The 24,475-nt window shown below is 56.2% G+C and carries 17 protein-coding genes and 1 pseudogene; 11 read left to right on the top strand and 7 right to left on the bottom strand.

What is annotated here, in order from left to right:
- Positions 1 to 168: 168 nt before the first annotated feature.
- Both IVB41_RS10485 and IVB41_RS10480 read left to right on the top strand, forming a co-directional pair.
- Complete coding sequence (locus IVB41_RS10485; protein ID WP_027568224.1) at positions 169 to 1,632, top strand: oligosaccharide flippase family protein; 1,464 nt, start codon at positions 169 to 171, stop codon at positions 1,630 to 1,632.
- Positions 1,633 to 2,965: 1,333 nt separating this feature from the next.
- Entirely contained in the window at positions 2,966 to 3,679 is a 714-nt protein-coding gene (locus tag IVB41_RS10480) for a hypothetical protein (RefSeq protein ID WP_247430706.1), read from the top strand.
- A gap of 132 nt (positions 3,680 to 3,811) precedes the next feature.
- Here IVB41_RS10480 and IVB41_RS10475 read toward each other — a convergent pair whose 3' ends face one another.
- Positions 3,812 to 4,927, bottom strand: a complete 1,116-nt coding sequence (locus IVB41_RS10475) for a GNAT family N-acetyltransferase (protein WP_027568226.1) — start codon at positions 4,925 to 4,927, stop codon at positions 3,812 to 3,814.
- A 12-nt stretch (positions 4,928 to 4,939) separates the two neighbouring features.
- Positions 4,940 to 5,770 carry a glycosyltransferase family 2 protein gene (locus IVB41_RS10470; RefSeq protein WP_027568227.1) on the bottom strand — a complete coding sequence of 277 codons (831 nt, stop codon included), beginning with the start codon at positions 5,768 to 5,770 and terminating at the stop codon, positions 4,940 to 4,942.
- An 867-nt stretch (positions 5,771 to 6,637) separates the two neighbouring features.
- Between IVB41_RS10470 and IVB41_RS10465 the strand changes: the two genes are divergently transcribed.
- A complete protein-coding gene (locus IVB41_RS10465) occupies positions 6,638 to 6,901 on the top strand; it encodes a hypothetical protein (protein WP_155809803.1) in 264 nt (87 codons plus the stop codon).
- A gap of 1,372 nt (positions 6,902 to 8,273) precedes the next feature.
- Here IVB41_RS10465 and IVB41_RS10460 read toward each other — a convergent pair.
- Positions 8,274 to 9,734 (bottom strand): undecaprenyl-phosphate glucose phosphotransferase, encoded by a 1,461-nt coding sequence (locus IVB41_RS10460; RefSeq protein WP_247430703.1) that lies wholly within the window; start codon positions 9,732 to 9,734, stop codon positions 8,274 to 8,276.
- A gap of 303 nt (positions 9,735 to 10,037) precedes the next feature.
- Here IVB41_RS10460 and IVB41_RS10455 point away from each other — a divergent pair, with 303 nt between their 5' ends.
- From IVB41_RS10455 to IVB41_RS10445, 3 genes are all read left to right on the top strand, one after another.
- Positions 10,038 to 10,979 carry a heparin lyase I family protein gene (locus IVB41_RS10455; RefSeq protein ID WP_197031165.1) on the top strand — a complete coding sequence of 314 codons (942 nt, stop codon included), beginning with the start codon at positions 10,038 to 10,040 and terminating at the stop codon, positions 10,977 to 10,979.
- A 141-nt stretch (positions 10,980 to 11,120) separates the two neighbouring features.
- Positions 11,121 to 12,116 (top strand): glycosyltransferase, encoded by a 996-nt coding sequence (locus IVB41_RS10450; RefSeq protein WP_247430699.1) that lies wholly within the window; start codon positions 11,121 to 11,123, stop codon positions 12,114 to 12,116.
- A gap of 328 nt (positions 12,117 to 12,444) precedes the next feature.
- On the top strand, positions 12,445 to 13,638 hold the full coding sequence (locus tag IVB41_RS10445) for a polysaccharide biosynthesis/export family protein (RefSeq protein ID WP_027568231.1): 1,194 nt from the start codon (positions 12,445 to 12,447) through the stop codon (positions 13,636 to 13,638).
- A gap of 173 nt (positions 13,639 to 13,811) precedes the next feature.
- Here the strand turns inward: IVB41_RS10445 and IVB41_RS10440 are convergent, their stop codons facing one another.
- The 4 genes from IVB41_RS10440 to IVB41_RS10425 all read right to left on the bottom strand — a co-directional run bounded on the left by IVB41_RS10440 (position 13,812) and on the right by IVB41_RS10425 (position 17,411).
- Positions 13,812 to 14,600, bottom strand: a complete 789-nt coding sequence (locus tag IVB41_RS10440) for a heparin lyase I family protein (RefSeq protein ID WP_027568232.1) — start codon at positions 14,598 to 14,600, stop codon at positions 13,812 to 13,814.
- 79 nt (positions 14,601 to 14,679) lie between these two features.
- Entirely contained in the window at positions 14,680 to 15,483 is an 804-nt protein-coding gene (locus tag IVB41_RS10435) for a 4'-phosphopantetheinyl transferase superfamily protein (protein ID WP_197031166.1), read from the bottom strand.
- Positions 15,484 to 15,508: 25 nt separating this feature from the next.
- Positions 15,509 to 16,348: a hypothetical protein gene (locus IVB41_RS10430; RefSeq protein WP_247430696.1), complete on the bottom strand. Its 840-nt coding sequence runs from the start codon at positions 16,346 to 16,348 to the stop codon at positions 15,509 to 15,511.
- A gap of 139 nt (positions 16,349 to 16,487) precedes the next feature.
- Positions 16,488 to 17,411: a cupin-like domain-containing protein gene (locus IVB41_RS10425; RefSeq protein ID WP_197031167.1), complete on the bottom strand. Its 924-nt coding sequence runs from the start codon at positions 17,409 to 17,411 to the stop codon at positions 16,488 to 16,490.
- Between the two features lie 352 nt (positions 17,412 to 17,763).
- Between IVB41_RS10425 and IVB41_RS10420 the strand changes: the two genes are divergently transcribed.
- The 5 genes and pseudogenes from IVB41_RS10420 (at position 17,764) to IVB41_RS10400 (ending at position 24,453) form a co-directional block, all read left to right on the top strand.
- Positions 17,764 to 18,798, top strand: a complete 1,035-nt coding sequence (locus tag IVB41_RS10420) for a glycosyltransferase family 4 protein (protein WP_247430693.1) — start codon at positions 17,764 to 17,766, stop codon at positions 18,796 to 18,798.
- Positions 18,799 to 18,992: 194 nt separating this feature from the next.
- Positions 18,993 to 20,306 (top strand): nucleotide sugar dehydrogenase, encoded by a 1,314-nt coding sequence (locus IVB41_RS10415; RefSeq protein WP_027568237.1) that lies wholly within the window; start codon positions 18,993 to 18,995, stop codon positions 20,304 to 20,306.
- Positions 20,290 to 21,609 carry a glycosyltransferase family 4 protein gene (locus IVB41_RS10410; RefSeq protein ID WP_247430690.1) on the top strand — a complete coding sequence of 440 codons (1,320 nt, stop codon included), beginning with the start codon at positions 20,290 to 20,292 and terminating at the stop codon, positions 21,607 to 21,609. Before IVB41_RS10415 ends, IVB41_RS10410 begins: the two co-directional genes overlap by 17 nt.
- Positions 21,610 to 22,000: 391 nt before the next feature.
- A pseudogene (locus IVB41_RS35890) lies at positions 22,001 to 22,150 on the top strand (DapH/DapD/GlmU-related protein); the annotation flags it as partial.
- A gap of 359 nt (positions 22,151 to 22,509) precedes the next feature.
- Positions 22,510 to 24,453 carry an amino acid adenylation domain-containing protein gene (locus IVB41_RS10400; RefSeq protein WP_247430687.1) on the top strand — a complete coding sequence of 648 codons (1,944 nt, stop codon included), beginning with the start codon at positions 22,510 to 22,512 and terminating at the stop codon, positions 24,451 to 24,453.
- The last annotated feature ends 22 nt before the right edge of the window (positions 24,454 to 24,475 follow it).

The following is a 24,475-nucleotide window of genomic DNA, read 5'->3' as shown; positions in this document are numbered from 1 at the left end:
CAACGGGGAACCGCAGCGCGATTTGTCCAAGGCGCGGAAGTGTGATTTCGGGTGTGTCGATTTGCCGCCGGATACTTAACAGCGCGACGTGGTGCACTGCCCCCGAACAGCTTGAACGGGGCGCCCTGAAAGGGGGACGAAGCCCACAAGTTCCATGGAGAGCTCTAGATGCACGTGAGGCGGGCCTTCCTGTGGGCTACGTTCGGACGATACCTCGTCATGTTAATCAATCTCGCGGTCGCAATTGTCGTCGCAAGACTGATCGGACCTGCCGCCTTTGGCGTTTCAGTTCTCGGCAGCTCAGCTTTTGTCATCGCGGAGGCGCTGCGTGAACTGGGCGGAGGCGCCTATCTGGTTCAGCAGAAGGAGTTAACCCTCAAGAAGATCCGTACGAGCATCACGACGAGTGCTCTTGTGTCGATCGCGACATCGTTCTGCCTGTACTTTGCAGCCACGCCGATAGCTCATCTTTACGGGCTGCCGGAGGTCGGTCCCTACATTGAGGTGGCCGCTATCGGCTATCTTCTCGGTCCCTTAATTTTTCCCGCTTTTGCGCTCATGAGCCGCGAGATGGCTTTTGGGTCCTTTGCCTTGGTGAACACATCGATGTCCGTCGTCGGTGGACTCACAGGCATATGCTTGGCGAAACTTGGTTTCGGTTACATTTCGCTGGCTTGGGCGACTGTTGCGTCCGCGGCTGTGGGAAGTATCCTTTGCTTTTGTCTTCTGCCCGATCGCTCGATATATCTTCCGTCGTTGGGCGATTGGCGTGGCGTGCTGGGATTTGGAACCTTTGATAGCGCGGCAGCCCTCATGGCAGCGGTTGGCGAGTATGCTGCCTATCTCGTCATCGGAAGGGCGCTGGACTCCGCGAGCGTGGGTATCGCGCAGCGGGCTGTCCTGCTATCCGCGTTTCCAGAGCGCGTGATACTTGCCGGCGTCGGCGCAGTTGCGCTTCCGGTCTTTTCGAGAAGCGCGCGTGAAAAGTCTGATACAAAGAAAATCTATCTCAATGCGCTTGAATTGATCACTGCGGCACATTGGCCGTGTTTGATCCTGCTGGGCGTCCTTGCGGCGCCGTTGGTCAGGTTGCTGCTTGGGCCTCAATGGCTCGAGGTGGCGCCACTTGTTTCAGTCCTGTGCGTTGGCGCGGCTTTCTCGTTCACCTGGACTCTCCAGTACCCAGTGCTTGTCGCGCTGGGAGCAGTCAGATCTTTACCGCTTCTGGTAGCTGGGCAGGCCATGCTTAATATCGCAGCGGTTGCCCTTGGCGCAGGTCATGGCCTCTTGGCGATCGCGTGGTGCCTGGTCGGCTTAGTGCCCCTGAGGGCTTTGATCGCCATTGCTGTGGTTCGCCAGTATTTGCCCTTCAGCTGGGCTGAACTGTTCGTGGCGCTCCGAAAGAGTGCTGCTCTTGCAATCTTCAGCGCGCTGGGCCCGATCTACTTGCTCATGACGCATGGCGGGTCGGAAGGCTTATCGATGGAAGCGGGGGGGCTCAGTGTATTGCTGGCCGCCGCGGGATGGAACGTCGGCTTGGCCCTCACGCGACATCCAATTCGTCACGAACTGGTCCGTGCAGTCATGATGTTGAAACGGAGCCTTGAAGGACGGCTAAGTCGAATAAGCTAGATGGAATGTGCCGTTACGACTCATCCAGATGCGCGCCGCATCGGAGATGCACAACTCGCGCCAGCTGGGTCGATTTAGGCGCGGTGAATAGCACGATGTAGCAACTGAGTAGGCCAAGGGTCCGGCTTCGAAACGCTGGGTTCGTCGCCAGACAAGATGGTCACTTGCTGTTTTCGGCCCGACACGGGGCGAGCAATCATCGCACTGGCATAAATCGCCAACGCGAGCGCAGCGGTCAGTAGCGCACCCACGAACAAAAGCAGAAGCCATATGACTGACATTCGGTTCCCCTCGAAACGCGCTCGCCGTGGCGCACGAACGGCTCGCCAGCATTCGGTAACGAACGCCAGCAAGACTCATCCACCACCCACCGCGAATCGTGGAACCCAAATCTGGCGACTTCTGGGCGCGATGAACGCTAAACAGTCGACTAACGGTCGGATGCAAAATTAGTTCAAAACTAATTAACGTTGAGTTCCGCCAGCGTCGCGAAATTGCGGGAACTACGGGGCAGGAAACTGCGAACCGGAGCGGGAGTCGGGTTGGCCCAATTGAAAGATTGGATTCTTCAATGACTGGTTGTAGTCGTGTCCCCGGCTCTTATTCTAACGCAGAGGACGCGTCCCGTCTTGAAGGCGTGGTGCATCGGGAGAATTTCGTTGGTCAACCTACGTTGAGTGGGGCAATCCTGAGTTCACATGCCCCGCAAAGTACACGCCGCGACGTGTTTGCCTACTTCCCAAGGCACCAGCGGTTGGGAACATCGCGCGCAACTGCACGGTAGCTCCAAGAGCCGAAAGGACTTACGGCCGTCTCGTTGAAGAACGTGGCAGTCATGACTGTCGGATAGCTGAGGCGTTCACCGACGATCGGGCAGCCGGCATAGACCGGATGATTGAAGTTGGCGTAGTTAGGGCCCCAAGAATAAGCAAACGTGCCCCCGTAATCGCTCACTCGCCGTCCCTTCGCGTCTGCGGAGGCCGTTAGAGCGAGCACGATAATGGCTACAGTTCCGGCCAAACGGGCCGCTGAATTGTTCATAAAATTCCCTTTCGTGATGAGTAGGCGAAGCGCGGCAACTGTGGCCCGATTTGGCATATCACCCCAGTTTAGCAGACTCCGCGACTTGTCTTCCTGTTTTCTTGGCTGATCGAGGCGTGCCTGCCTCGGCCCTTGGTGTCTTGGCCAATCCGGGTTGAGGAATCGCCCCTCCGAAGCTCAGCTGAAAACTGCAATTCCGTCGCTCAGGTCGTTCCCGGTTTGTTTCGTGCGAGGTTGCGTTGCTTCGCATGCCCAATAATATATTTAATTATTTAAATGAGATGATGTGAAAATGTATATCGCCGGCGGGGCTCTCCTGGTCGTTGGATTTTTACTTTGCATTTCAGTCGCTTGGGCTGCGTTGGGCTTCGTCCTAATGAGCTGCGGACTTATCGGCTTCCTGATCGCAGATAGACGAAAAAGAGCACGGGAAATTCAACTGGCAGCAACGTCGGCTCAGACGGCCCCCTTTATTTGTGGCTCACCCACTCCGACACAAAGGGGCGAGGTGCTACAGCAAGAACAGAGTTGGCAGCTGCTGATGGACGCAGACCCTGATCTTGCAAGGATCGCCACAATCCTTGCGCGGTTTGGACCGCGATACGTCGACCAATTGGCCACCGTGTACGCCGTATTCGACAGGAAGGACTTTCTGCCCATCATACTTGAGATGATTATCAGCGCCGACAAGTCGTTGAGCGAGGCGCTGGCAGGGCAATCCGACTTTGGGACCCACTATCATGACCCCATTCGGGAGGTTGCGATTGAGGAAAGATCGCAGGTTTGGTCGGCCAGGACAGACGAAGACGAGATGTCAGTCCAACCGCGCGTATTGCATCGCGAGCGCGATGAACCGCTGCCTGCAGATATTGCCGTCGATGCATCTGATCCTGAAACGCCCGACCTTGATGACGAAGACAGTCTCAGGAAATTGTTCGACAAACTGCTCGTTGACGAAAAGGTCGTGGATACCTTTGGTGCTCCGCCCGAACTGAGCAGCCGGTGATGTTGCAGCCGGTCAAGCACCGATGTCGCGGCGGGAATTCGAAAAAGGGACGATAGGCCCCGGGCGTCAAACGCGGCGAGTGCTCGCCGGCGGCGAAGGCATTGTCGATGTGACGCGCGTTTACGTCGACCCTTATGGCAGCACCTTGAGGGCACCCCGTCGCCAAATTTCAGATTTTGCGGCGAGCTGGCTGCGCACCGATGTTGTTGATTGCACGATGTCATGAAGGACGATTTCAGTAGGAAGCCAGCGCAACTTCGATTGATCTTTGCCCGTCGAGAGATTGAGACGCCGGAAACCGTGCTCGATCGACCATTTCATGATCTCAACGACGAGAGTCGTCATTACTCCGTATTTCTTCCAGGCAGGGTCGAAACCAGAGAAGTAGAGATATAAGTCTCTATCGAGGACGAAGGCGATCCGCGATGCAACAACAGCTCCGTTGACTTCAAGTTCGAAGAAGCGAACGAGACCGCGTGATCCCAGCGCGTTGATGACTTCATTCAAAAACTTGCGGCTCTGGCTCGTCTGAAAGTTGTCGCGATGTTGCCTCATGTCGGCTGCGGACGACCGAGCTTGATGAAGACGGAAAAACCGGCTCAGATTTTCATCGACGTTCGAGTCTTCCGCCAAGCGAAGCGATGGCTTGTGTCCATCGCGGTCAAGGAACTCGTATCCCTTCCGGATGCTCTTGCGGGTGTTGTTGGAAAGTGTTGCGTGAAGGGCTTCCCAGCGATCGGGCAAATCGACGATGTAGTCAGGAAGTAGACGTTCGGTCCTTAGCTGATGGCTGGGAAGTTGGTCAATTGAACCCGAATGGATGCCACTCCACTTCAACAAGTCCCAATCCTGTTCCCGTTCACTGAAGTGCTTTGCAAGTGCATGTAACGCGTCTTTTTGTCGTTCAGCCTTACATACTATGCCACGGACTTCGGTGAGACTTGGATCGGTGCCAAAGAACTGAACCTTGCACATGCGGATCGGGCCAAAGCCTGGCTCGAACGTCCGCATCAACGGAGCGATCGCAACGAGTTCGCCGTCCTCCTGCCGGACCTGGTGCAAGAAGAACTGGTCGCGCCTCAGCAGTCCGGAACGCGCGAAGTGCTTCCACCACAGTTCGTTCCATATTGGCGAAGTAAACGGTGTTCGAGGTTCCAAACTGCAGTCAAGGCGCTCCCACTCTTGCCGCATTGGGCCGAACGCCTCCGAAAGCGATACTCTGCCGACAATTAGCGGTTTTTTCGTCATGAAATTGTTAGCTCACACAAACTTTAATACCGAACGAGCAAATAGCTTCATTACGTAAAATTCAAGGCTGCCCCACGTCGACTTATACCTCGCGTTGGTCCGGGATTGAGCCGCGCGAAGATCGTCGAGATCCGATTGGGTGAGTTCGGGGGCATGCATGAGCGAGGGGCTTCCGATGCGATATTTAAGTCCAATTCTATCGAGAAAGTACACGTCAAATTGCCGCATCGCTCTCGAATACAGATCGACGTCCTCGCGAAGGCGGAGGTGAGGATCAAACCCCTCGAGTTGTTCAACGCATTGGCGACGCATGATGCCCGCGCTGCATACCATCAATGCCCAATGAAACATCAGACAAGCCGCAAAAGCCCGTCGCGAGTGAAGACGTTGACAGAAGTTGGCGAGCGCGGCCGCTTTCTCAAAGTACTCCTTTTCGCGTTGCAGCTGGGTCGCTGAACAACTGCCGAATGGATCAATTCGACAAAAAACGACACCTACGTTCGGATGCTTCTCAAAGGTTGCCTTGACAGCGGCATAGTGCCCGGCCGGAATGATGTCGTCATCATCGAGGAAGTGCACGAACTCTCCGCGGCCGCGGGGCCAGCCGAGGTTTCTCACCGCACTGGGAAAGCCGCCAGTGGGCTTGGGGTTCGCCAAGTAAGATACTCGCGGATCGGAAAGGCTTGAGACGACCGACGCCGCAGACTGCTCGGGGCTATCATCAACGACAACAATTTCGATCTCGACTTCGACCTGCGCGAGCACGCTGGAGATGGCCTCGCGGAGCTCCGTCGGGCGTCGGAAGGTCGGAATGACGACCGTGAAATCGACGGATCTCACCATTCATCACCAGAATTTGAGAAATATGAAAAAGCACACATTGAAATATGGATTAGTATCATGATCGAGAGCTGCTTTATAGGCTCAAAATTTGCCTTCATGAGTTAATGCTCGATCCTCAAGGAGGTGCAAGGCAACCGGACCCAAGAATCGCGCGAAGTTGAATTGTGCAAAGCATGGTCGACCATTTGCCGAGCGAGGGCTTGGACCCGGTTGAGACAGACCGGATCTCTCCGAAGCTTGCAGATTCCGGTCCCGTGCTCGCCGGCCTCTCGACCTGCGTCGGCTAGGATGTCATCGGTCTTGCACCTTGCTCGCGGGCTTGGCCACGACAATTAGACGATGAAGTTAATTCCAGGGGCCAGGAGACCCTCGTCCGCCTCCCTGAGGCAAGAAATTGCACAGAGGTGACAAGCCGGTCCCGACTGGCAAGTTCTCCAAAAAAGTGTAGGATTAGCGTACTGCGAGGAGGTAATTATGCGACTGGCTCTTGCTCTGCTCTTCATGACTACATCGGCAGCGTACGCGCAGAACTGCCAACAAGGTTATTATCCGTGCGGGCAGAGCGAGCTCTCGAGCGGACGCAACGGGGGCACCACGAATTGGAGCGATGGAGACGTCTCCCGGCGCTTTGGAAGTACGTCCTACAGCAGCAATGGGACGACCTTCCAGACCTATGGCAACAACACGTACTTTGACAATGGCGCGACGGCGCAGTCGTATGGGAATACGACCGTTTTCAGCAATGGTCGCTCCTGCCAACGCTTTGGAAATAATCTGTTCTGTAACTGAGTTAATTGGTGGGTTGGGTAGTTTGAGGGCGCCCATGTATGGGGCAGGCATAAAGCTCGCCCCGAGGATGGGGAGTTTATGACAGCTAGCGATCGCTTCTTCGATTTTCCTTATGTCTACCGCTGGGCCAATAAGGGCCGGCAAGGGCAGCGTTGCCGCGTACTGGTGGTCGGAACACTGTACGCCTGCCTAGTTGAGTTTCCGGATGGTTTTAAGATGGTGAGTACGGTCAATGCATTGAAGGAAGCAGAGATTCCTTCTCCAATGACGCCAAGCAAGACCGCGACCACAATGCTTTTTCACCAGGGTAATCTCACGGCTGACGGGATCAATGGACTGTAGGTTCGGCCGTGACTTGGCCGGCTAGTCCCTGCGAAAAGCCGCTACCTGCGTTGTCTCAGACTGGTTCGCACAGGCTTGGGCCGGGTGCCGCGAGCGATGCTTCGATTAGGCATCTCAAGCGAAGGCGTCTGCTTTCGCTCAATTTAACCGTGCCGAGCATCAAATCGCAGCTAATCAAATATTAACTATACTTTGGGATGAATTAATTCGTTCCACCAATGACCGTTGCCGGGGTCCACGATGGCTAGGCGTTTCGTCTTCGTGCTAGCCGCAGCCTTGTCCCTCTGCGGATGTTGTAGGGAGCCAGGAAGCTTCAGTCCTCATTCTGCACGTGCCGTCTCGAACTGGGATGGCTTGGCGCCAGCGCCCGACCAGGGACGCATTCCTCGCCGACACGGTGATATCGGCGGCGCAAGAGCCCGGGCCATAGACGTGCAGCAGATAGCTGCGGAAGCTGATCCTTTTGATGAAGACCTTTCCAAGCTTAAGCGATATTCCAAGGAGTGGGTCGCCGCTTTTGACGCTTCGAATCGAGCCGCAGATGAAAGGCTGAATAAGAAGCTTGTCATTTGCCGCGGTTGTCTGTCTCCCGAAATAGATGACCCAACTGGATCGATCGTTTCGCGTTAGCCGGCATGTCAAGGTTGCAGCTCGACGACCAGCTGCGCGGGCTTGTGTCGCCTCGTCGCCGCACGCGGTCATTTGACACTCAACGCAAGCCGAAACTCGCTTCCCTGCTATCGCCTTGTGAGGTCAGTGAGCCTTGTCTGATCAAGGGACTCGCGCTTTGGTTTGTCATTTCTAAACCAAGAAGATCGGCCAAAGGGAGCCAGTTAGGCATTTGCCAACTCGATCGCTGTTAACGGGAACAGGCCATCATTTGAATCCGCGTTAGGCACTCATCAAATGGAGTTCCGCAATGAACAGGCGCCGAGCAAAGCGTGCGAAGACCTATAAGCTTGCCAAAGATGTCGGTTGATCGCGGCGGTTTCGATCTTTGCGTCGTCCACGATCGCACCGACCGTGGCCTTTGTATTGAACTGGCGTTCGGTGCTGACTGCCTGCCCGATGCATTCGAACTGAGCTTTGACAGGTTTCGGACAAGCCATGCCTGCAAGGTCATTTGGCGCGACGACCGAAGCGCTGGAATAGAATTTTGTGCTGCTCCTCCCGAGTCATTGCGGAAGCGCAGAGCTTCGCTGAGAGTGGTTGCAGGCTGACCGATCGTTCAATGCTGCAGTAAAGGGCGAGAACTGCTGTCACACGGGTCCGATTGTCCGGAAGGGCTCTTCCCGCAGAAGCTCACTCGATCGGAGTACGAATTCCGTGGTGACGCGGACGTGAGGAGAGTCTTCAGCTACGCTGCTTAGCGCTAATACGCGTTGCGCTGCTTCATCACCTCGAAAAGCGTTCGGACCAGAATCTTGACATCGAGCTTCATGCTCCAGTTGTTGATGTACCAGAGATCCAGGCGAACCCTTTCGGCAATATGGTCAAGTGACGGTGTGGCGCCCCTTGCGCCGTTACATTGAGCCCAGCCGGTGATGCCCGGCTTGACGTGCTGACGAACGGCATAGTTGCTCAGCATCTGTTCGAATTGATCGTCGTGAGCCAGGGCATGCGGGCGAGGCCCTACCAGCGACATCTCACCTCTTAAGACATTGAATAGTTGCGGCAGCTCATCGACGCTTGTCGCTCGCAATATTCGTCCAATCTCTGTCACCCGTGGATCGTCCCGCGTCGCTTGCGATACGGTCGGGCCGTTGTCCTGGCTCGTCATCGATCGGAACTTGAATATCTTGAAGCGCCTGCCGTTGAACCCTTTCCGATCCTGCCGGAAAATGATGGGCCCGGGAGTGTCGAGTTTGATTGCGATTGCTGTAATCGCGATGATTGGTGAAAAGAACAGCAGGGCCAAGACCGCCAGAGCGATATCGACCGAGCGCTTCATCAAACATTGAGCTTCGCTTAGCGGGGCACTCTGAACGTTAATTGCCAAGGCACGGAGGCATTCCGGCGCAGCACCGCGCGTGAGCGCGCGAACGTTGGCGTCAGGCAGGAGCCAGGCGGCTGTTGGAGTGGCGCTTATATGATTGCATACGAAATCGAGGCGTTTCGTGTCGGCCCACGGCAACGCGAGTAGAATTTCCCGACAATCGTGTCGTCTTGCAAAGGCGGCTGCCGAATTCAGGATTGTCGCGTCTACCGAGGAAGCGTTGGTCGCATCCGCATCGCGAAGCATGAAGGTCTTCACGTCTCCTGTGCTAAACTCCGTTAGCAAGCTCTGTTCTCTCAATGCGGCGAACTCGCGCGGCGCGCCTATCACTACGATAGGACGCCATCCGATGACCTTGTGCGATACGGCTGCGGCGAGAAATGTTTTCGCGAGGCTCCGCCCGGCGAACAAAAGGAGCGGCGCGAGCATCGAAAAGGCAACCAATGCGCCGCGAGAATAGCTGGGGCCTATCTTGAGCAGGAATGCGAGAAGGGCCAACAACAACGCCGTGATAGACCAACAGGATGCGATCCGGCTGATTTCGAGCCGCGGTCTTATCGCCTCCGTGAAATTGTAATGGCCCTTTCCGCCCATTCGAAGAATGTAAAGAAGGCCTGAGAGGATCCCGATCGCGCAGTAGGGAAGCAAATTGGGGAGCTCGTGGCTAAGTAGCCAGTCGTAAGATCCCCCGGCTACAATGCTCGACAGGAAAATAATCGAGAGGTCTATCGTCGACAGCAGATAGGGGACGACGCTCTCGGAAATGCGAAAGGGAGTTGCTGCGCGTGCCGGCCCGATCGCATTGACTTCGTTACGAAATTCCGTGCTATCTGACAAAGTAACACCCGAGATTAAATTAACTCATGACAATTGATTTAAAATCTCATTAAATAAAAAATGAATTATCAGGCTTGTATCTTGATATTGCCAGCCGCGCAAATATTAAATTCATATTTTGGTGCTGGAGGCGGAGATAAAATCCCTCCCGGCGGCTAGCCCGAAGTTGGCGACTAACCGAATTCAACGAGGGGCGGCGGGATCACGCAGTCTCGGACACGTCCCGCAAACTTCGATCAGCCTGGGATCGAGTTTCAGAATTGTCCTGCAAGGTGACCGATTGTGTTGAAGAGGGCTCTATTCGTGTTTTTTGTTGCTGCCTCGCCTGCTGGCTTGGCGCAGCAATTCCCTGACCGACCGGTGAAAGCAGGAGATGAGGCATCCTCGCCAACCCCGGATTCATCGAGAGAGTGCCCCGCCGTATCTGCTGGTCAGCGGCGGGTGAGCTATCGGCTTCCGCCACACAGGCAGGTGGTAGAAGGCGTCACTTTTGCCACGAGCTGGGAAGATATCCCGACGGGGGGCTGGTTCGGTCGGCAGGCGGTGGACGATTGCCGAATTCGGGTCGACGGGTTTCGGACCTGGCACGGCAAGGCTGCAGTTCGGGTTGAGGTGCAGGCGAACGACGACCCGCTTGCCCTGAACGCCAACAGCGAACGGGCCGAAATGTTCTCGATGCAAGACATCGGCGGGAGAGAGATCACAGAAGGCATCTGGAGCGCAGTTCAGTATTACGCCACCAGCTACTATTTTCCGAGCAACTGGCGGGGGCAGCAACTCCCTTGGTCGGCATTTGCTCCGGCCCGTTGCTCGGCTGACAAGAATGCGTGCAACAGCTGGTCCTTTGTTCTGCAATTTTACGGGTGGGGTGGGCTCGTTGCAGCTCAACGAGAGGTGGGGGGACCTCAGCGATATCTGTTTAATCAAGCCGAGTTTTCCGATAGCGGCCGCTTAGCGATTGGTCGATGGACGGATTTCATATTCAGGATCGACTGGCGCACGGGCACGTACGCGATTTGGCGGCGTAACGAAGGTGAGAAGCCGTTCAGGCTGGTACTGGAGGGCATGTCCAGGGTTCCGCCCGGGCGGCCAATATATGTGAAGCAGGGACTTTACCGCGGTGGGAAGGTCGAAGGGCGGACCGATGTTCTTTGGATTGGTCCGACGGTTCGGGGCGCGACCTTTTCTGCAGTCGAGCGTCAAGCATTTGATAGCAATGACGGGCAAACAGATGGCCGCGACTAGGTGTGCTCGGCGAACGTGTGCCGGCGAAAGTCAGAGCGTTCAGCATGTCTCGAGGTGCCGGCACACCTCGATGGATTCGGCACCGGGGTCCCGCTAGAGTGTCATTCTGGCCCTGATTTATCGGGGCATTACAGGTCGAAAATGATTAAGATCAGCATTATTATCAAGACGCTCAACGAAGAGGCCAATGTCGAAAAGGCGATCGAGAGCGCGCTCGCAGCAATTGCCGGTTACGAGGGTGAAGTCATTGTGTCCGACAGTGCGTCGACCGATCGCACCGTAGCAATAGCAACGCGGTTCCCTACGTCAGTCGTCGTATTGGAGGATGCCTCGGAAAGGCGATGCGGCGTCGGTCCCCAATTGGGCTTTCAACATAGCAAGGGCGAATACGTTTACATCCTCGATGGCGACATGGAGCTTGATGCGGGCTTCATCAAAAGAGCCATTGCCATCCTCGACGAGCAGAAAGAGGTTGCGGGAGTGGGCGGATACATTCATGAGATGCGTACGGATAACCTTGAACTCCAGGGGCGGATCAAGCGGTTCCAGCGCGCGCGCCGGAAAGGCCGGCTCGATGTTGATTGTCTGAATGGAGGCGGTCTCTATCGGCGTGCGGCGATTTTGCGGGTGGGATACTTCTCTGACCGCAATCTTCATGCGTTCGAAGAGTACGATCTCGGAGTTCGCCTTCGGTCGGAGGGGGGACGGCTTGTGCTGTTGGAAGACAAGGCTGTGGATCATTTTAGTTATGCGATGGGTACCTGGCAGCTACTTTGGCATCGCATTTTCAGTGGCCGCTTTTTGAGCTCCGGTGAACTCTTTCGGGCAGCACTGGCCAGCCAATACGTCGGACGGGTGTTCCGCGAGGTGCGAATTGTCCCAATCTCAATCGGCGTGTGGGCCTATTGGGCATGCGCGGTCCTGGTGGGACTGCTGACCCAGCCAGCCCCGGTGCTGTTGACCGCGCTTGCGATGCCGATAGCCGTGATGACTGTTCGAACGAGATCGCCGAATCTGGGACTCTTCAGCGTACTGACATGGCATCTTTCTGCCGCCGGCTTTGCTGCTGGTATTCTCAAGAAGCGCTGTCCGCCGGCGACGCCAATAAGAAGTAAGGTGGTCCAGTCGGCGGCCTAAGTGAGAGCGAAATGCTGCAATGCAGCGATTCTGCCGGCGTTCAAGCTGAGCTTTTCCCTGGCTGGTTGGGGCGTGTCGATTCGGATGCCGCCTCTAGCGCCCCGCGACCATCAAAAATAGCGGTCCGTTTACTCGAATCAGCTAGAAAGTTCGGGGTAGGAGCTCCAATCGACAGATCGAGCGGCCTTGGATGCAATCGCGTGTGCCGAAGCCGGTTATTTTCTGTGCTTTTTGGGGAACACTTAATTGAGAATATTAAATTGGACGCCTCAGGTCACCCTACCCTGAAGCTCTAACGTGTTAGAGGGGAGTTGAGACGGGGGGGCGCATGCAATTGCGATTGGCATTTCTAACGGTACTGATTTCCGCGGCACTGAGTGGGTGCGCGATCATGCCAGTTGCAGGTCCCCAGAGCTGGGACGTAACGTCTGGCCAAAGTGAATTTCCTTACGCGCTCGTCCGGCTTGGACCGCAGACGCTCAACGTTCTCGCAGCGCACGCTCCACGGATCGCTGGTCGGATTGCTGACGGACGCGGGCCACAGAGGGTCGTCGTCGAGATCGGGGATATCGTTGGCGTAACCGTGTACGAAACGGGCGCCGGCCTCTTCGTGCAGAACGATTTGGGGGTCCGTCCGGGAAACTTCTTCACCGTTCCCCCGCAAGCGGTGGGTCCTGGTGGTAACATTTCGGTCCCGTCGGCGGGCCAGATCCCCGCCCGGGGGAAAACGACTTCGGAGATCGAACAGGAGATTGCAGCCGCTCTGAAGAAGCGTTCGCTGGAACCGAATGCGGTCGTGACCCTGCTTGAGCAGCGCTCATCAGCATTTACTGTGCTTGGAGATGTCCGCACCGCTGGCCGCTTTGCGGCAAATCCGGGCGGGGAACGTCTTTTGGAGGCAATCGGACGCTCGGGAGGTCTTTCGGGCCCGGGCAACGAGTCTTGGGTCGTTCTTGAGCGAAATGGTAAAAAGGCCGCGGCTCCATTCGGAGCCCTCATCGATGAGCCTGCAAATAACGTCTTCGTTCGACCGCGAGACATGGTCTATGTTTTCCGCGAACCGCAAACATTCCTCGCTTTTGGTGCGTCTGGCCGCCAAGGGCAGTTCCCCTTCGATGCTTGGCGAGTTTCCCTGTCTGAGGCAATTGCGAAGGCGACCGGCCTGAGTGATCTGACGGCCGACCCCGCTTCCGTTTTCCTCTATCGCGGCGAAAGCCGAGAGGTCGCTACGCAGCTTGGGGTCGATATTTCCCGGTTCGAGGGACCTGTTATCCCGATCATCTATCAGGCAGATCTACGTGATCCCGGCGGTTACTTCCTCACGTCGAGATTCGAAATGCGCAACAAGGACGTGATTTATGTTTCCAACGCTGCGGCGGTCGAATCGACGAAGTTCTTGAACTTCGTCCGAACGATCGTGGCAACGATTCAAGATCCGGTCACGCTTGCGAACTCGGCAAAGGCCTTGAGCACTGGTTCGGGCGCCACGATCGTGACGCAACCGATCAGTGTCGGAAACTAAGCGTCGCTCTGCCGTCGGTACACGATCTACCGACGCATTTTTGGGGCGCGTGACATCGGGGGAGGGCGGCTTTGGGGCCGCTCCAGCGGACCCATGAGTTGAGCCTGCCAGGCTCGGGCTGACCGCCGGCGAAGCCTCCTTTGGCGCGGAACGGTCCAGATCGTTCACCAGGTTCATTTGGTGGGCAGAGGGGCTGTAACTCGTGCCGTAAGGTCCGATGTGCCCACTTCCATGTTGGCAAATTGAATAGCGAGTGGTGCCGCAATGGGGCCGTAGCCGCGATAAATGCCAAACTTCCAATAAGCTTGATTACCGATGGCGCCTATCGTCCCCGCGAAATCGACGATCTTTGCTCCATCCAGCCAGATATCAAGCTGACCATTGGTGTCACCTTCGCGCAGATGGAATACGAGGTGGTGCCATTTATTGCGGCTGAGCGTCCCGTTGTAGCGGACGCTTGTTTGCGCACCTGCGGGGGACCCCGAATACTCGCTATAGACGATCAATCGGCCCGCTTTGAAATGTATGTGGAACGGCCTGATCTTTGAGCCGTGCATTTGGCTGATAGCCGTCCAGTCGGATTGATATTCGGCGCCGGGCTCGATGAGAAAAGAATAAGATCCCCAAACGTCAGATCCCTGGTTGTAGCGACGCTTGTAACCGTCGAGCTCGGAACGCTCCTTGTTTTCGCCGGAGGCGCGGTCTTCGTCCCATGAATCTCCCGCGCGTACTTCGAAGCGCGTAATGTCGATCGCGCCGGCCTGAGCCTTCCGGATGCTCCAGTCATTGCCGGCGGACTCCACGACGTAAGGGATGCCCCTGATTGTGACCGGCGTCTTTGCGTTCGCAATGGCTGCCCAGTTCGAACCCAGAGCGTCTTCTGCCCGGGACGGATAGCTCGCGGTGAATAGTATCGCGAGAAATGATGTCGTCGCCAGGACGGCGTTAAATGGGGTTGGCATGCTCACTCACGGCTCTCTTTCAAAATGTGAATATTGGTTTCGGAAATAGACCTTCCCAAGCTGATTTCTTGACGGTGGATCAAGGCGAGGGAGCTTCTCCGGAGTTCGGTTCGTCGTCACGCTGACGCAAGATCGTCATCGGTCGTTCGGCGATCGAGCCTGGGTCAGTTTCTTGTCCGTGAAGATCGAATATCTGAATAGAATTCGAGATAACCGGAGCAGCTACCGCTGCGAGATGATCACCGGAAGACAGATCAGCCATTTGATAGGTCGACTCTTTTGACTGGCTATCGGGTCGCCATTGAATGTCCCATCTCTTGGAGCAATCCAGTGGCACTTCGAACCCATCCAGCCGCCCAAGCAGCCCCACTCCAACCGCTTTCAGGAGAGCCTCCTTCCGCGTCCAGCATCGCAGGAAGGCCCGTCTCCGTCCGTCCTGTTCGAGCTTCGCGAGAGCCTCCATTTCGTGTTTGGTGCAGATACCTTCAGCCAATGTGGTTACGTCGGTGTTTTCGACGGCGCCGATGTCTTCGACATCGATTCCGACGCTTTGACCGATTGTGAGCGCAAGCAAAGCCATGGAGCGGCTATGGGTTAGGTTGAACTGCAGGCCGCGTGGCGAGGCTATTTCGTCCACTGACGGCTTGCCGTGTTCGTCCACAACGATAGGCACTTTGCTCGGATCCAGTCCAAGGCATTGGCCCAGTACCAGTCGAAGCAAAAACCTGCTCTGACAAAATCGCTCGCGGTCCGGCAAAAAGCGAAATCGTTCGGCGCGCGCGCGCTCCTGGTCGCTCATGATTTGCCAGCCGGCTTGCGCCGATCCGAGGGACGAGAACTCCAGGCGCCACACGTGAATTTCGCCAAGTGCAGCTTGCAACAAGGTACGGGGTCCCCGGGCACCAACCCTAGTTATGGGCGATGCGAAGTTGATTTGTGACATGGTCGTCGATCCACCTGCCGACGTCGATGAACTCCACCGCTTTATGGGATCTAAGAAAACCCAATATCTCGTCAATGGCCTGCCAGATGTCCTCGTTGTGCGCCAAATGATGCGTCAGCAGGCCAATGGGGGCGTCAGGAGGCAGAAGGCCGAGCCTCCTGCCTCGCAATTGCTGAACGAGAAGGTCGGAGATGAATTTCCGCTTTTGAGCCGTTCTTGCCTTCCAATCGATGACGTCTAGATGAACATCGATCCTGGGACCAGACTTGAACTCAGTCATTCTGACGACTCCACGCCACAGCACGCGAGAGCCTAGTCGCAGAAGCTTCCACTCGAGTTGATTCGGCATGAGCGACACCCCGGCGTACCCCACCCCCGGTAGGGCTCTGACGAGCGCTGGTGTGATGCGATTGAAGGGGGGGACGAAAATCGGCTGCGAGGAGCTGAAACACTCCTTGAACAGCTGTAGTGCGAACTCTGCATCGGCAATCATGCTTGAGATCGGCCGATCGGGTCCAAACTCTGCAGGTTTCTTTCCCCGGTTGTAGTTGATGTGCTTCCAGCCATGGGGCATCGGATAGAAGTGACGATCGTTCTCGACGAGAAATTCCCGTAGCCCCGGTGTCACCATTCCCGGGATGACTGCCAGCCCTATCCTGGTATCAAACCGGGCGGCAACATCGCGCAGGCGCTCCAGGTCGAGTGATGGCTCGAAGGCGTCATCATCGCGAACCCAGAATTTTGCTTTCAGGTTGGAGTCCGCCCAGATATCGAGTTCGCGACGTGCATCGTCAAACAAATTCATCTCTGGCAGTCTCGAACTGTCAACAACAACCTCGTCAAGGATCGGTTGGGAAACGAAATTCTACTTCGCACGTAATGCATGTCCTCGGACGCTTCAAACAACAAGATCTCAAACCAGAAATTGGGACAATCTCGGCAACCTACGTGCTCCCGGCGCGAGCATACGTCGCTTGCTCCTCGCCGACTCTTTGTCCCCTGGCGCGGTAGACCGCGCGCGTCGCCGCGCGGGCGGCGCGCGCCCCCAGATATATGGCCTCATCGAAGACGCCAGAGTTTCGTGAAGATGGCACGCTGACGCCGAACTCCGCCAAGCGGCCTCGAATTTTATGGATCAGGCTGTCGCGCCGGGTGCTGTCAGTGTAGTACGTGAAGCTGACCGTAACGGAGGGCTCCTCACCGACCTCGACCAGGTGGGGACTGGTGGAGGGCATGTAAGCTCCCTCTCCAGGGTTCAACTTGAAGCAATGAGCTAACTCGCGAAACTCTTCCCGCCAGGTAATCAATCCGCGATCGTGTCGGGAATGAAAGCGGTCGCGGGCTTTATCGCTGACCACTCTTAGCTCGTCGGGATCCCAGACATAAACTGTCTTCTGTCCCTGGATCTGCAAGATAAAATTGTGCTCCTTGTCGATATGAAACGGCGTGACCGTTTTTGGCGAGCTCACAAAGATCCAGCCGCCACGATACCCCATGCCGGGGTCCTTGAGTTCGACATTAGGGCGGACGCTATCCAGCACCTCGTCAACGAGTTCCCGATAGACGGGGTCTGTTTGAACGTTGAGCAAGGACATCCAGGCCTTTGCAGCAGCAATATGCTCCATCGTGGCGACTAAACTATCCTTCACCGGATGCAAATCGGGAGCACTCGAGAATGAGGTTCCAGCCTCGGCTGCATTGGTGTGGGCTCGAATTCCGCCCTTGCTTTCCAGACGCTTTGCGAGTTCGACCAACTCTTCGATACGGAACCGATGATCGTCCGATAGGCGATGCTTGACCGGCGTCACCGTCCATGGGTCAAACTTGGTCCAGTCAACATCGATAAGGGGCGGGGGATCTAATACCATGAGCACCACTCCGCGTCTTTTGCGCATTGAAAACATATGGCAGTCTAAATACGTCAAATAATATCCCCAGGATATCAGGGATTGAAGCATTTTCCTATTGAGCTTAACGTCATTATTTAAGGGTTCCTATTTAAGGCCTTGGGTAAAATATATAGCCAGTTTGCGGGCGGCAGGCCCAGTTAACCGTCCCGCCCCAAAGTCATTTGTTTTCTCCATTGCCGGATTTATTCGGTGTCATTTCAGGGCTAATGGTCCCAAGTTTATTCGGCATAACGAGGTATTTTAAATGGCGTCGGCTCGGCCACTCAAGGTGCTGATGGCAACTCCTTTCGGGGAGCGTCAAAGAGGAGGCATGGATCGACTGACCGACTTGATTGTCGCGAAGGTCGACGACGGGTATTCCGGGCGCGTTCAGATATCCAGGTTGGTTACACGGGGCCCAGGTCGCCCGGTTGCCGCGCCGTTCGTTTTTGCCCGGGCCTTGGCTCAGCTCTGGATCGCGAGACGGCGAGGTGAGGTCGACCTCCTGCATATCAACGTCGCCGCGGACAAGAGCGCCATACGAAAGGCGATTTTGGCGCGGTTTGCGCGGAGCCTTGGCGTTCCATACGTTGTCCACCTCCACGGATCCCGGTTTCAGGAATTTTGGCCGGCGGCTGGACCTCGCGTTCGGAAATTGGTTGACCGTCTTTTCCTGGAGAGCTCGGCTGTGATCGTTCTCGGGACGGTCTGGTCGGAGCTGGTTCGCGCGCATGTGCCGCAAGTCGCGGACCGGATCGTCATTCTTCCAAATGCGACAGCGCCAGCTGCGTTCATGAACGAGCCGACCCCTCACCAAGGCGACGTTAGGATCTCGTTCCTTGGCGAGCTCGGTAAGCGCAAGGGCACTCCTCAACTTATCGAGGCGCTGGGGCGTCTGGATGAGGGGCTGGATTGGACAGCCACGATCGCCGGGAACGGCGATGTCGAGGAGACCAAGTTGCGCGCGGAACAGCTTGGCATAACAGGCCGCGTGAAGGTCCCTGGCTGGTTGGATGCCGAGGAGACCTGCGACGTGTTGCGAGGTTCCGACATTTTCGTCCTGCCGTCGTTTGCAGAGAATCTGCCGATGTCGATTCTCGAGGCCTTCGCCTACGGTCTCGCTGTCGTCGCCACGCCAGTCGGGGCGGTCGCCGATGTCATCCGCGATGGCTCGAACGGACTGCTTGTTCCGGTAGGAAACGTAGATGCTCTGACGTCTGCGCTTCGCAGGCTGATCGTCGACAGACAGTTTCGCAATTCACTGGGAGCTGCGGCGAAAATCGACCACGCTTCAAAATATGAAATCGGAGCGTATGTCTCCAGATTGTCCGATATTTGGCAGAGCGCATCGAATCGATCCGGATAGGCCAGGTTCCCTTCACTTCGCCTTTTGAAGCCCCGCCGGGCCAAAAAAACATTGCGCCAGTCGGCGATTATGTCACTGCATCATTTAAAAAGGTTCATGAATTAAACATGTTGCATTAATTTGCTGGTCTGTCGTACTTTGGATGAGATAATTGCTTGGTCAGCGTCATTATTTTCGAGTGATTTGAAAAAAACATGCGAGTCAGCGTTTTCGGTTTAGGGTATGTCGGAGCTGTCACGTCCGGCTGTCTTACGTCATTCGGCAATATCGTCGTCGGGGTAGATCCCGCAGAGGCGAAAATTGCCTTGATCAATGAGGGCAAGTCGCCCGTCATCGAGAAGGGCCTTGGCGATGCGATTTCCAAGGCAGTTGCCAACGGTCAGCTCCGAGCGACACGGGACGCGCGGGATGCTGTTCTGGCGACCGATTTATCGTTGATCTGTGTCGGAACTCCGAGCAAGCGAAACGGTGATCTCGACACTTCGTCACTGAAGTTGGTTTGCGCCGAGATCGGTGCCGCCCTTGCCGAGAAGCAATCCCATCACTCGGTGATCATCCGCTCTACGGTGCTGCCGGGTACGATACGAAGTGTCGTGATTCCGGAGCTCGAGAAAGCCAGCGGGAAAAAGGCGGGCGTCGATTTCGGCGTTGGGTCGAACCCCGAGTTTCTTCGGGAAGGAACTGCGCTTGAAGATTTCTTTGCTCCGCCCAAAACCGTCATCGGCGTCGAGGATGATCGAACTGCGAGCGAGCTTGAGGCATTGTATGCTGCGATCAACGCGCCTCTGATCCGAACATCGATCGAAGTTGCGGAGATGATCAAGTACTCCGACAACGTTTGGCACGCGCTGAAAGTCGCGTTCGCGAACGAGATCGGCGTCTTCTGCAAGAGCCTTTCCATCGATAGTCACGAAGTCATGGACGTGTTCTGCAAGGACACCAAGCTGAACTTGTCCAGCTATTACCTGAAGCCGGGCTTTTCGTTTGGAGGCTCGTGCCTGCCGAAGGACGTTCGAGCGCTGGTTCACAAGGCCCGATCGCTGGACCTGGATCTGCCGCTGCTGGGGTCCGTGCTTCCTTCCAATGAAAAACAGACGACGCGCGGCTTTGAGTTGATCGCGCAGTTGGGGAAACGGCCCGTAACTATTCTCGGTATGAGCTTTAAGGCCGGCACGGATGACCTTCGTGAGAGCCCCATACTTGAAGTCGTCGAGCGCCTGATCGGAAAGGGGTACGACGTACGCATTTTCGATCGCAATATCAGCCTTTCGAAGCTTGTGGGCGCGAACAAGGATTATCTGCTCCGCATGATACCGCACGTATCGTCGTTACTCGTCGAATCCCTGGACGATGCGCTTTCACACGGCGAAATCATCGTCGTCGGTAACGCAGATCCGGAATTTCGGACAATAGGTGATCGCGTGCGACCCGATCAGTTTTTGGTCGATCTGGTCCGCATCAAGGATCACTCTCAATTGAAAGGGAATTACCATGGTATTAGCTGGTGATCCATTTAGGCCGAAACGTATCCTGATCATCGTCGAGAATCTTCCAGTGCCGTTTGACCGGCGCGTTTGGAACGAAGCTACGACCCTGGTCAAGGCGGGTTACGAAGTCAGTGTGATCTGCCCCGTGGGGCACGGTGCTTCCGCTCGTCGCGAAGTCATCGATGGCGTTCATATCTACCGGCATCCCATCGTTGAGGCGCGAAGCGTTGCCTTCTACTTTGTGGAATATGCTGTTGCAGTGTTTTGGGAATTCTTTCTCGCGTGGCGTGTGCTCTTTGAGCGGGGTTTTGACACCATTCACGCCTGCAACCCGCCAGACCTGATCTTTCTGATCGGTGGGTTTTTCAAACTGTTTCTCGGAAAGAAATTCGTCTTCGACCACCACGACATCAATCCGGAGTTGTTCGAGGCGAAATTCGGCAAGCGCAATTTTCTTTACCGGGTTGTGGTCGCGCTCGAGCGCTGCACGTTCGCGGTCGCTGACATTTCGATAGCAACCAATCACTCTTACCGCTCTATCGCCGTCGAGCGCGGCAAGATGGATCCCAATAACGTCTTCGTCGTGCGTTCCGGCCCCAATTTGGAACGGCTGAAGATTGTTCCTCCGGATCCCTCCGTCAGGAAGGGGCGGGCCTATTGCGTCGGCTACGTTGGAGTCCTTGGGGCACAGGAGGGGATCAATTACCTTTTGGAGGCCGCCCGGCACATCGTTTACGATGCTGGTCGTCACGACATTCAATTCTGTATTGCGGGCGGTGGGCCCGAACTCGAACGGCTTAGGGCGCTCGCGGTCGAGCTTGGCGTCGCCGATTACGTCACGTTTGCCGGGAGGGTCTCGGACGACGAATTGCTTAGGATACTCAATACGGCGGACGTATGCGTGAATTCGGATGAGTGGAATCCGATGAACGACAAGTCGACCATGAACAAGATCATGGAATATATGGCCCTTGCCAAACCGATCGTTCAGTTCGACCTGACTGAAGGGCGGTTTACGGCGCTCGATGCTTCGCTGTATGCGAAGCCAAACGACTCGGTCGATTTTGCTGCCAAGGTCCTCGATTTGCTTGGCGATGAGTCCCGTCGGAAGCAACTCGGAGAGTTCGGCAGGAGGCGCGTGATCGATCAACTCGCCTGGCCGCACGAGGCACCGAAGCTCCTTGGCGCGTACAGAGCCCTGTTCGAGGGCAAGGTAGCCGTTCATGGGCAATCGAGAGGGCAGGTTACGAGAACCGATCGTGGGGATATCCTGCCGGGAAGCTTGATGAGGCGGCTCTTGAGTCCGCTCGCTTCGAGGAAGTGAGCCAGCAATGTCCTCGCTCTGGACCAACATCAAGGCTGATGCTTTTCGCGTGAAGGGGAAGACGCCCTCGCTCCGTTCGGTGTTGGTGCTTGGGTTGTTCAGCCGCACTTTCCGACCCGTCTTGACGCTAAGGCTTTGCCAATGGGGTGCAGAGCATTCCTCATCGTTGAGGCTCCTGGCGCGGGCGCTGCATCGTTACGCTACGGCCAAGGCGGGGATCGATATGCCATCGGTCGTTCGCGCCGGGCCCGGTTTGGTGATTGTGCACGGTTGGGGAACGGTGGTGAACCGGGAGACGATCATCGGCTCGAACGTAACTCTGTTCAATGGCGTCGTTATCGGTCGCAAAGACAGGATTACACCGACCGGTCGTCACACCGAGTATCCAATTATTGGAGACGACGTGTGGATCGGGCCGCACGCCATCATTGTTGGCGGCGTCAAAATTGGGAATGGCGCGATCGTCGGTGCCGGCAGTGTGGTCACCAAGGACGTCCCTGCGCGCAGTGTGGTCGCCGGTAACCCAGCCAAGATTCTGAAGTCCGATGTACTTCCCGACGTCATGAACAGGGCTCCGACAAGCGCTCAGAACTCGGAGGGGGTGATCGGGCGAGATATGAATGGCGACGTAGCTTCGGATGGTCTTGTCTTGAACCAATCCGAGATAATCAAATGAAGTTGGGCTGAAGTGCCCCTCATCACGACCAGGCGCCGTTCGGAAATCAAGGAGACGCCGGTTTATTTGATTAACCAATGAAGCCGCAGGGATTAACGTTATCAGCAAATAGGCTGCGACCGAAGAACAAAGCGGCTATGCTGTACTTAGTTTAAATTGAGATTTTAGCGCGCCAACGTGCCCGATTTCTAATTGCAGGGGCAGTCGGCGGAGGCGATAGTAAAATGGCGTGGGCAGAGGCTAATTCGCTGGCCAGAGGAATGGATCCCCAGCTTTCGCTGCCATCCTCCTGTGAAACGTTGAGCCGAGCTTTCGAGCAGCAGGCTGCCCGCACGCCCGGTGGCGTCGCAGTCCAGCTCGGCGACGACTGCTTGACCTACCGCCAGCTCGACCAGCGTTCCAACCAACTGGCCAGGACGCTACGCAAGCACGACCTGCCGTCTGACGGGCTGGTCGCAGTCTGCTTTGAGAGGTCACTGGATCTCATCGTATCCATACTCGCTGTTCTCAAAGCGGGGGTTGCATATCTCCCTATCGATCCGTCCTACCCGGTTGAACGGATTTCGATGATCCTCGAGGATGCAGAACCAAGTGTGTTCCTCACGCAGGATGCGCTTGCCCAGAAAGTGGCGCGGCAGGACAGTGGATCCGTCGTATGCGTCGACAGGGACCATCGGATCATTGCCGAAGAGGACGCCGGTCGTCTGGATGACGACGCTTCGGCCGATAACCTTGCCTATGTGATCTATACATCCGGATCGACGGGCAGGCCGAAGGGCGTAATGGTGACCCATCGAAACGCGCTGCGCCTCTTTGCGTCGACAGCGCACTGGTTTGATTTCGGTCCGAGCGATGTTTGGACGCTATTTCACTCCTCGGCGTTTGATTTTTCCGTCTGGGAGATCTGGGGATGCCTCTTGACTGGCGGCCGACTTGTGTGCGTACCGCACTTGGTCGTTCGTTCGCCGATCGATTTCCACAAGCTGCTCGTCGACGAACAGGTTACAGTGCTGAGCCAGACGCCGGCAGCATTCTATCAGCTGCTTCAAGTTGAGGAGGCCAGTACCGCCGAAGCGCTGAAATTGCGCTACGTCGTTTTCGGTGGGGAAGCACTCAATTTTGCGAATCTCCGCCCGTGGTTCGAACGGCATGGCGACCGGACGCCACAGTTGATCAATATGTACGGGATCACGGAAACGACTGTCCATGTGACATATCGCCCGGTTACGTTGAATGATGCTCTCAACGAGACGAGAAGCCTGATCGGCGTTCCTATCCCCGATTTGCGTATTTATTTGCTCGACTCCGAATTGTGCGCCGTCGCCGTCGGCGATGTGGGCGAAATTTATGTCGGCGGAGCTGGAGTTGCGCGCGGTTATTTGAACCGGCCTGAACTTACCGCGGAACGTTTTGTTCGGGATCCCTTCGTCCTGGATTCGCCAGCCTTAATGTACAAGTCGGGTGACCTGGCGCGTGCTACTGAGACCGGCGATCTCGAATATCTTGGTCGCGGTGACTCGCAGGTGAAGATCCGCGGCTACCGCATCGAATTGGGAGAGATCGAAGCAATTCTCGCAGATCACCGCTCTGTCGCGCAGGCTGTCGTCATGGCGCGCAGAGATGGTCCCGGAGAGCCAAAGCTGGTTGCCTATTTCGTCCGGAAGAAGCCATCCGCATCCACGACGGCAGAGGACTTGCGCGAGTTTCTTAAGACCCGGCTTCCCGCGCATATGGTGCCATATGCCTATGAGCAACTCGAAGCGCTTCCTCTGACAATCAACGGCAAGGTCGACCGCGCCGCACTGCCTGCTCCCCGGACGAACGACAATGTCGAGATCGATTCGACATTGATGCCGATGGAGAAGCAGATCAAGGAAATCTGGTGCGAAGTTCTCGGTACACGGTCCGTTGGTGCAGACGACAACTTCTTTGATGTTGGGGGAGACTCTCTCTTGCTCGCCAATGTTCACGGTCGTATGCAACGAGCGTTGTGCCTTGAAATCCCTGTTACAGATTTGTTCGAGTTCACGACGATACGAACGCTCGCGCGCCGCCTGAAAGAGAGTTCATCGCCGGAAAACCTGCTCGTAGAGGCACAACAGAGAGCGCAGAAGCAGCGCGCCGCGCTTGGCCGGAAACGTGAATTTCGCAGGAGTGACGCTTCGTGAGCAATCTGGACGCGGAGAACAC

It is taken from the genome of Bradyrhizobium sp. 44, assembly GCF_023073095.1.
GTDB lineage: Bacteria > Pseudomonadota > Alphaproteobacteria > Rhizobiales > Xanthobacteraceae > Bradyrhizobium.
Note: the sequence above shows the minus strand (reverse complement) of the source record. Positions and strands in the feature narration are given on the sequence as shown.

What these genes read in the sequence shown, in the direction of transcription:
- IVB41_RS10470 (WP_027568227.1), bottom strand. Translation starts at nt 5,770, where the DNA reads ATGGTGAGATCCGTCGATTTCACGGTCGTCATTCCGACCTTCCGACGC.
- IVB41_RS10485 (WP_027568224.1), top strand. Translation starts at nt 169, where the DNA reads ATGCACGTGAGGCGGGCCTTCCTGTGGGCTACGTTCGGACGATACCTC.
- IVB41_RS10410 (WP_247430690.1), top strand. Translation starts at nt 20,290, where the DNA reads ATGGTATTAGCTGGTGATCCATTTAGGCCGAAACGTATCCTGATCATC.
- IVB41_RS10440 (WP_027568232.1), bottom strand. Translation starts at nt 14,600, where the DNA reads ATGCCAACCCCATTTAACGCCGTCCTGGCGACGACATCATTTCTCGCG.
- IVB41_RS10400 (WP_247430687.1), top strand. Translation starts at nt 22,510, where the DNA reads ATGGCGTGGGCAGAGGCTAATTCGCTGGCCAGAGGAATGGATCCCCAG.
- IVB41_RS10465 (WP_155809803.1), top strand. Translation starts at nt 6,638, where the DNA reads ATGACAGCTAGCGATCGCTTCTTCGATTTTCCTTATGTCTACCGCTGG.
- IVB41_RS10430 (WP_247430696.1), bottom strand. Translation starts at nt 16,348, where the DNA reads ATGAATTTGTTTGACGATGCACGTCGCGAACTCGATATCTGGGCGGAC.
- IVB41_RS10425 (WP_197031167.1), bottom strand. Translation starts at nt 17,411, where the DNA reads ATGGTATTAGATCCCCCGCCCCTTATCGATGTTGACTGGACCAAGTTT.
- IVB41_RS10445 (WP_027568231.1), top strand. Translation starts at nt 12,445, where the DNA reads ATGCAATTGCGATTGGCATTTCTAACGGTACTGATTTCCGCGGCACTG.
- IVB41_RS10475 (WP_027568226.1), bottom strand. Translation starts at nt 4,927, where the DNA reads ATGACGAAAAAACCGCTAATTGTCGGCAGAGTATCGCTTTCGGAGGCG.
- IVB41_RS10480 (WP_247430706.1), top strand. Translation starts at nt 2,966, where the DNA reads ATGTATATCGCCGGCGGGGCTCTCCTGGTCGTTGGATTTTTACTTTGC.
- IVB41_RS10420 (WP_247430693.1), top strand. Translation starts at nt 17,764, where the DNA reads ATGGATCGACTGACCGACTTGATTGTCGCGAAGGTCGACGACGGGTAT.
- IVB41_RS10450 (WP_247430699.1), top strand. Translation starts at nt 11,121, where the DNA reads ATGATTAAGATCAGCATTATTATCAAGACGCTCAACGAAGAGGCCAAT.
- IVB41_RS10415 (WP_027568237.1), top strand. Translation starts at nt 18,993, where the DNA reads ATGCGAGTCAGCGTTTTCGGTTTAGGGTATGTCGGAGCTGTCACGTCC.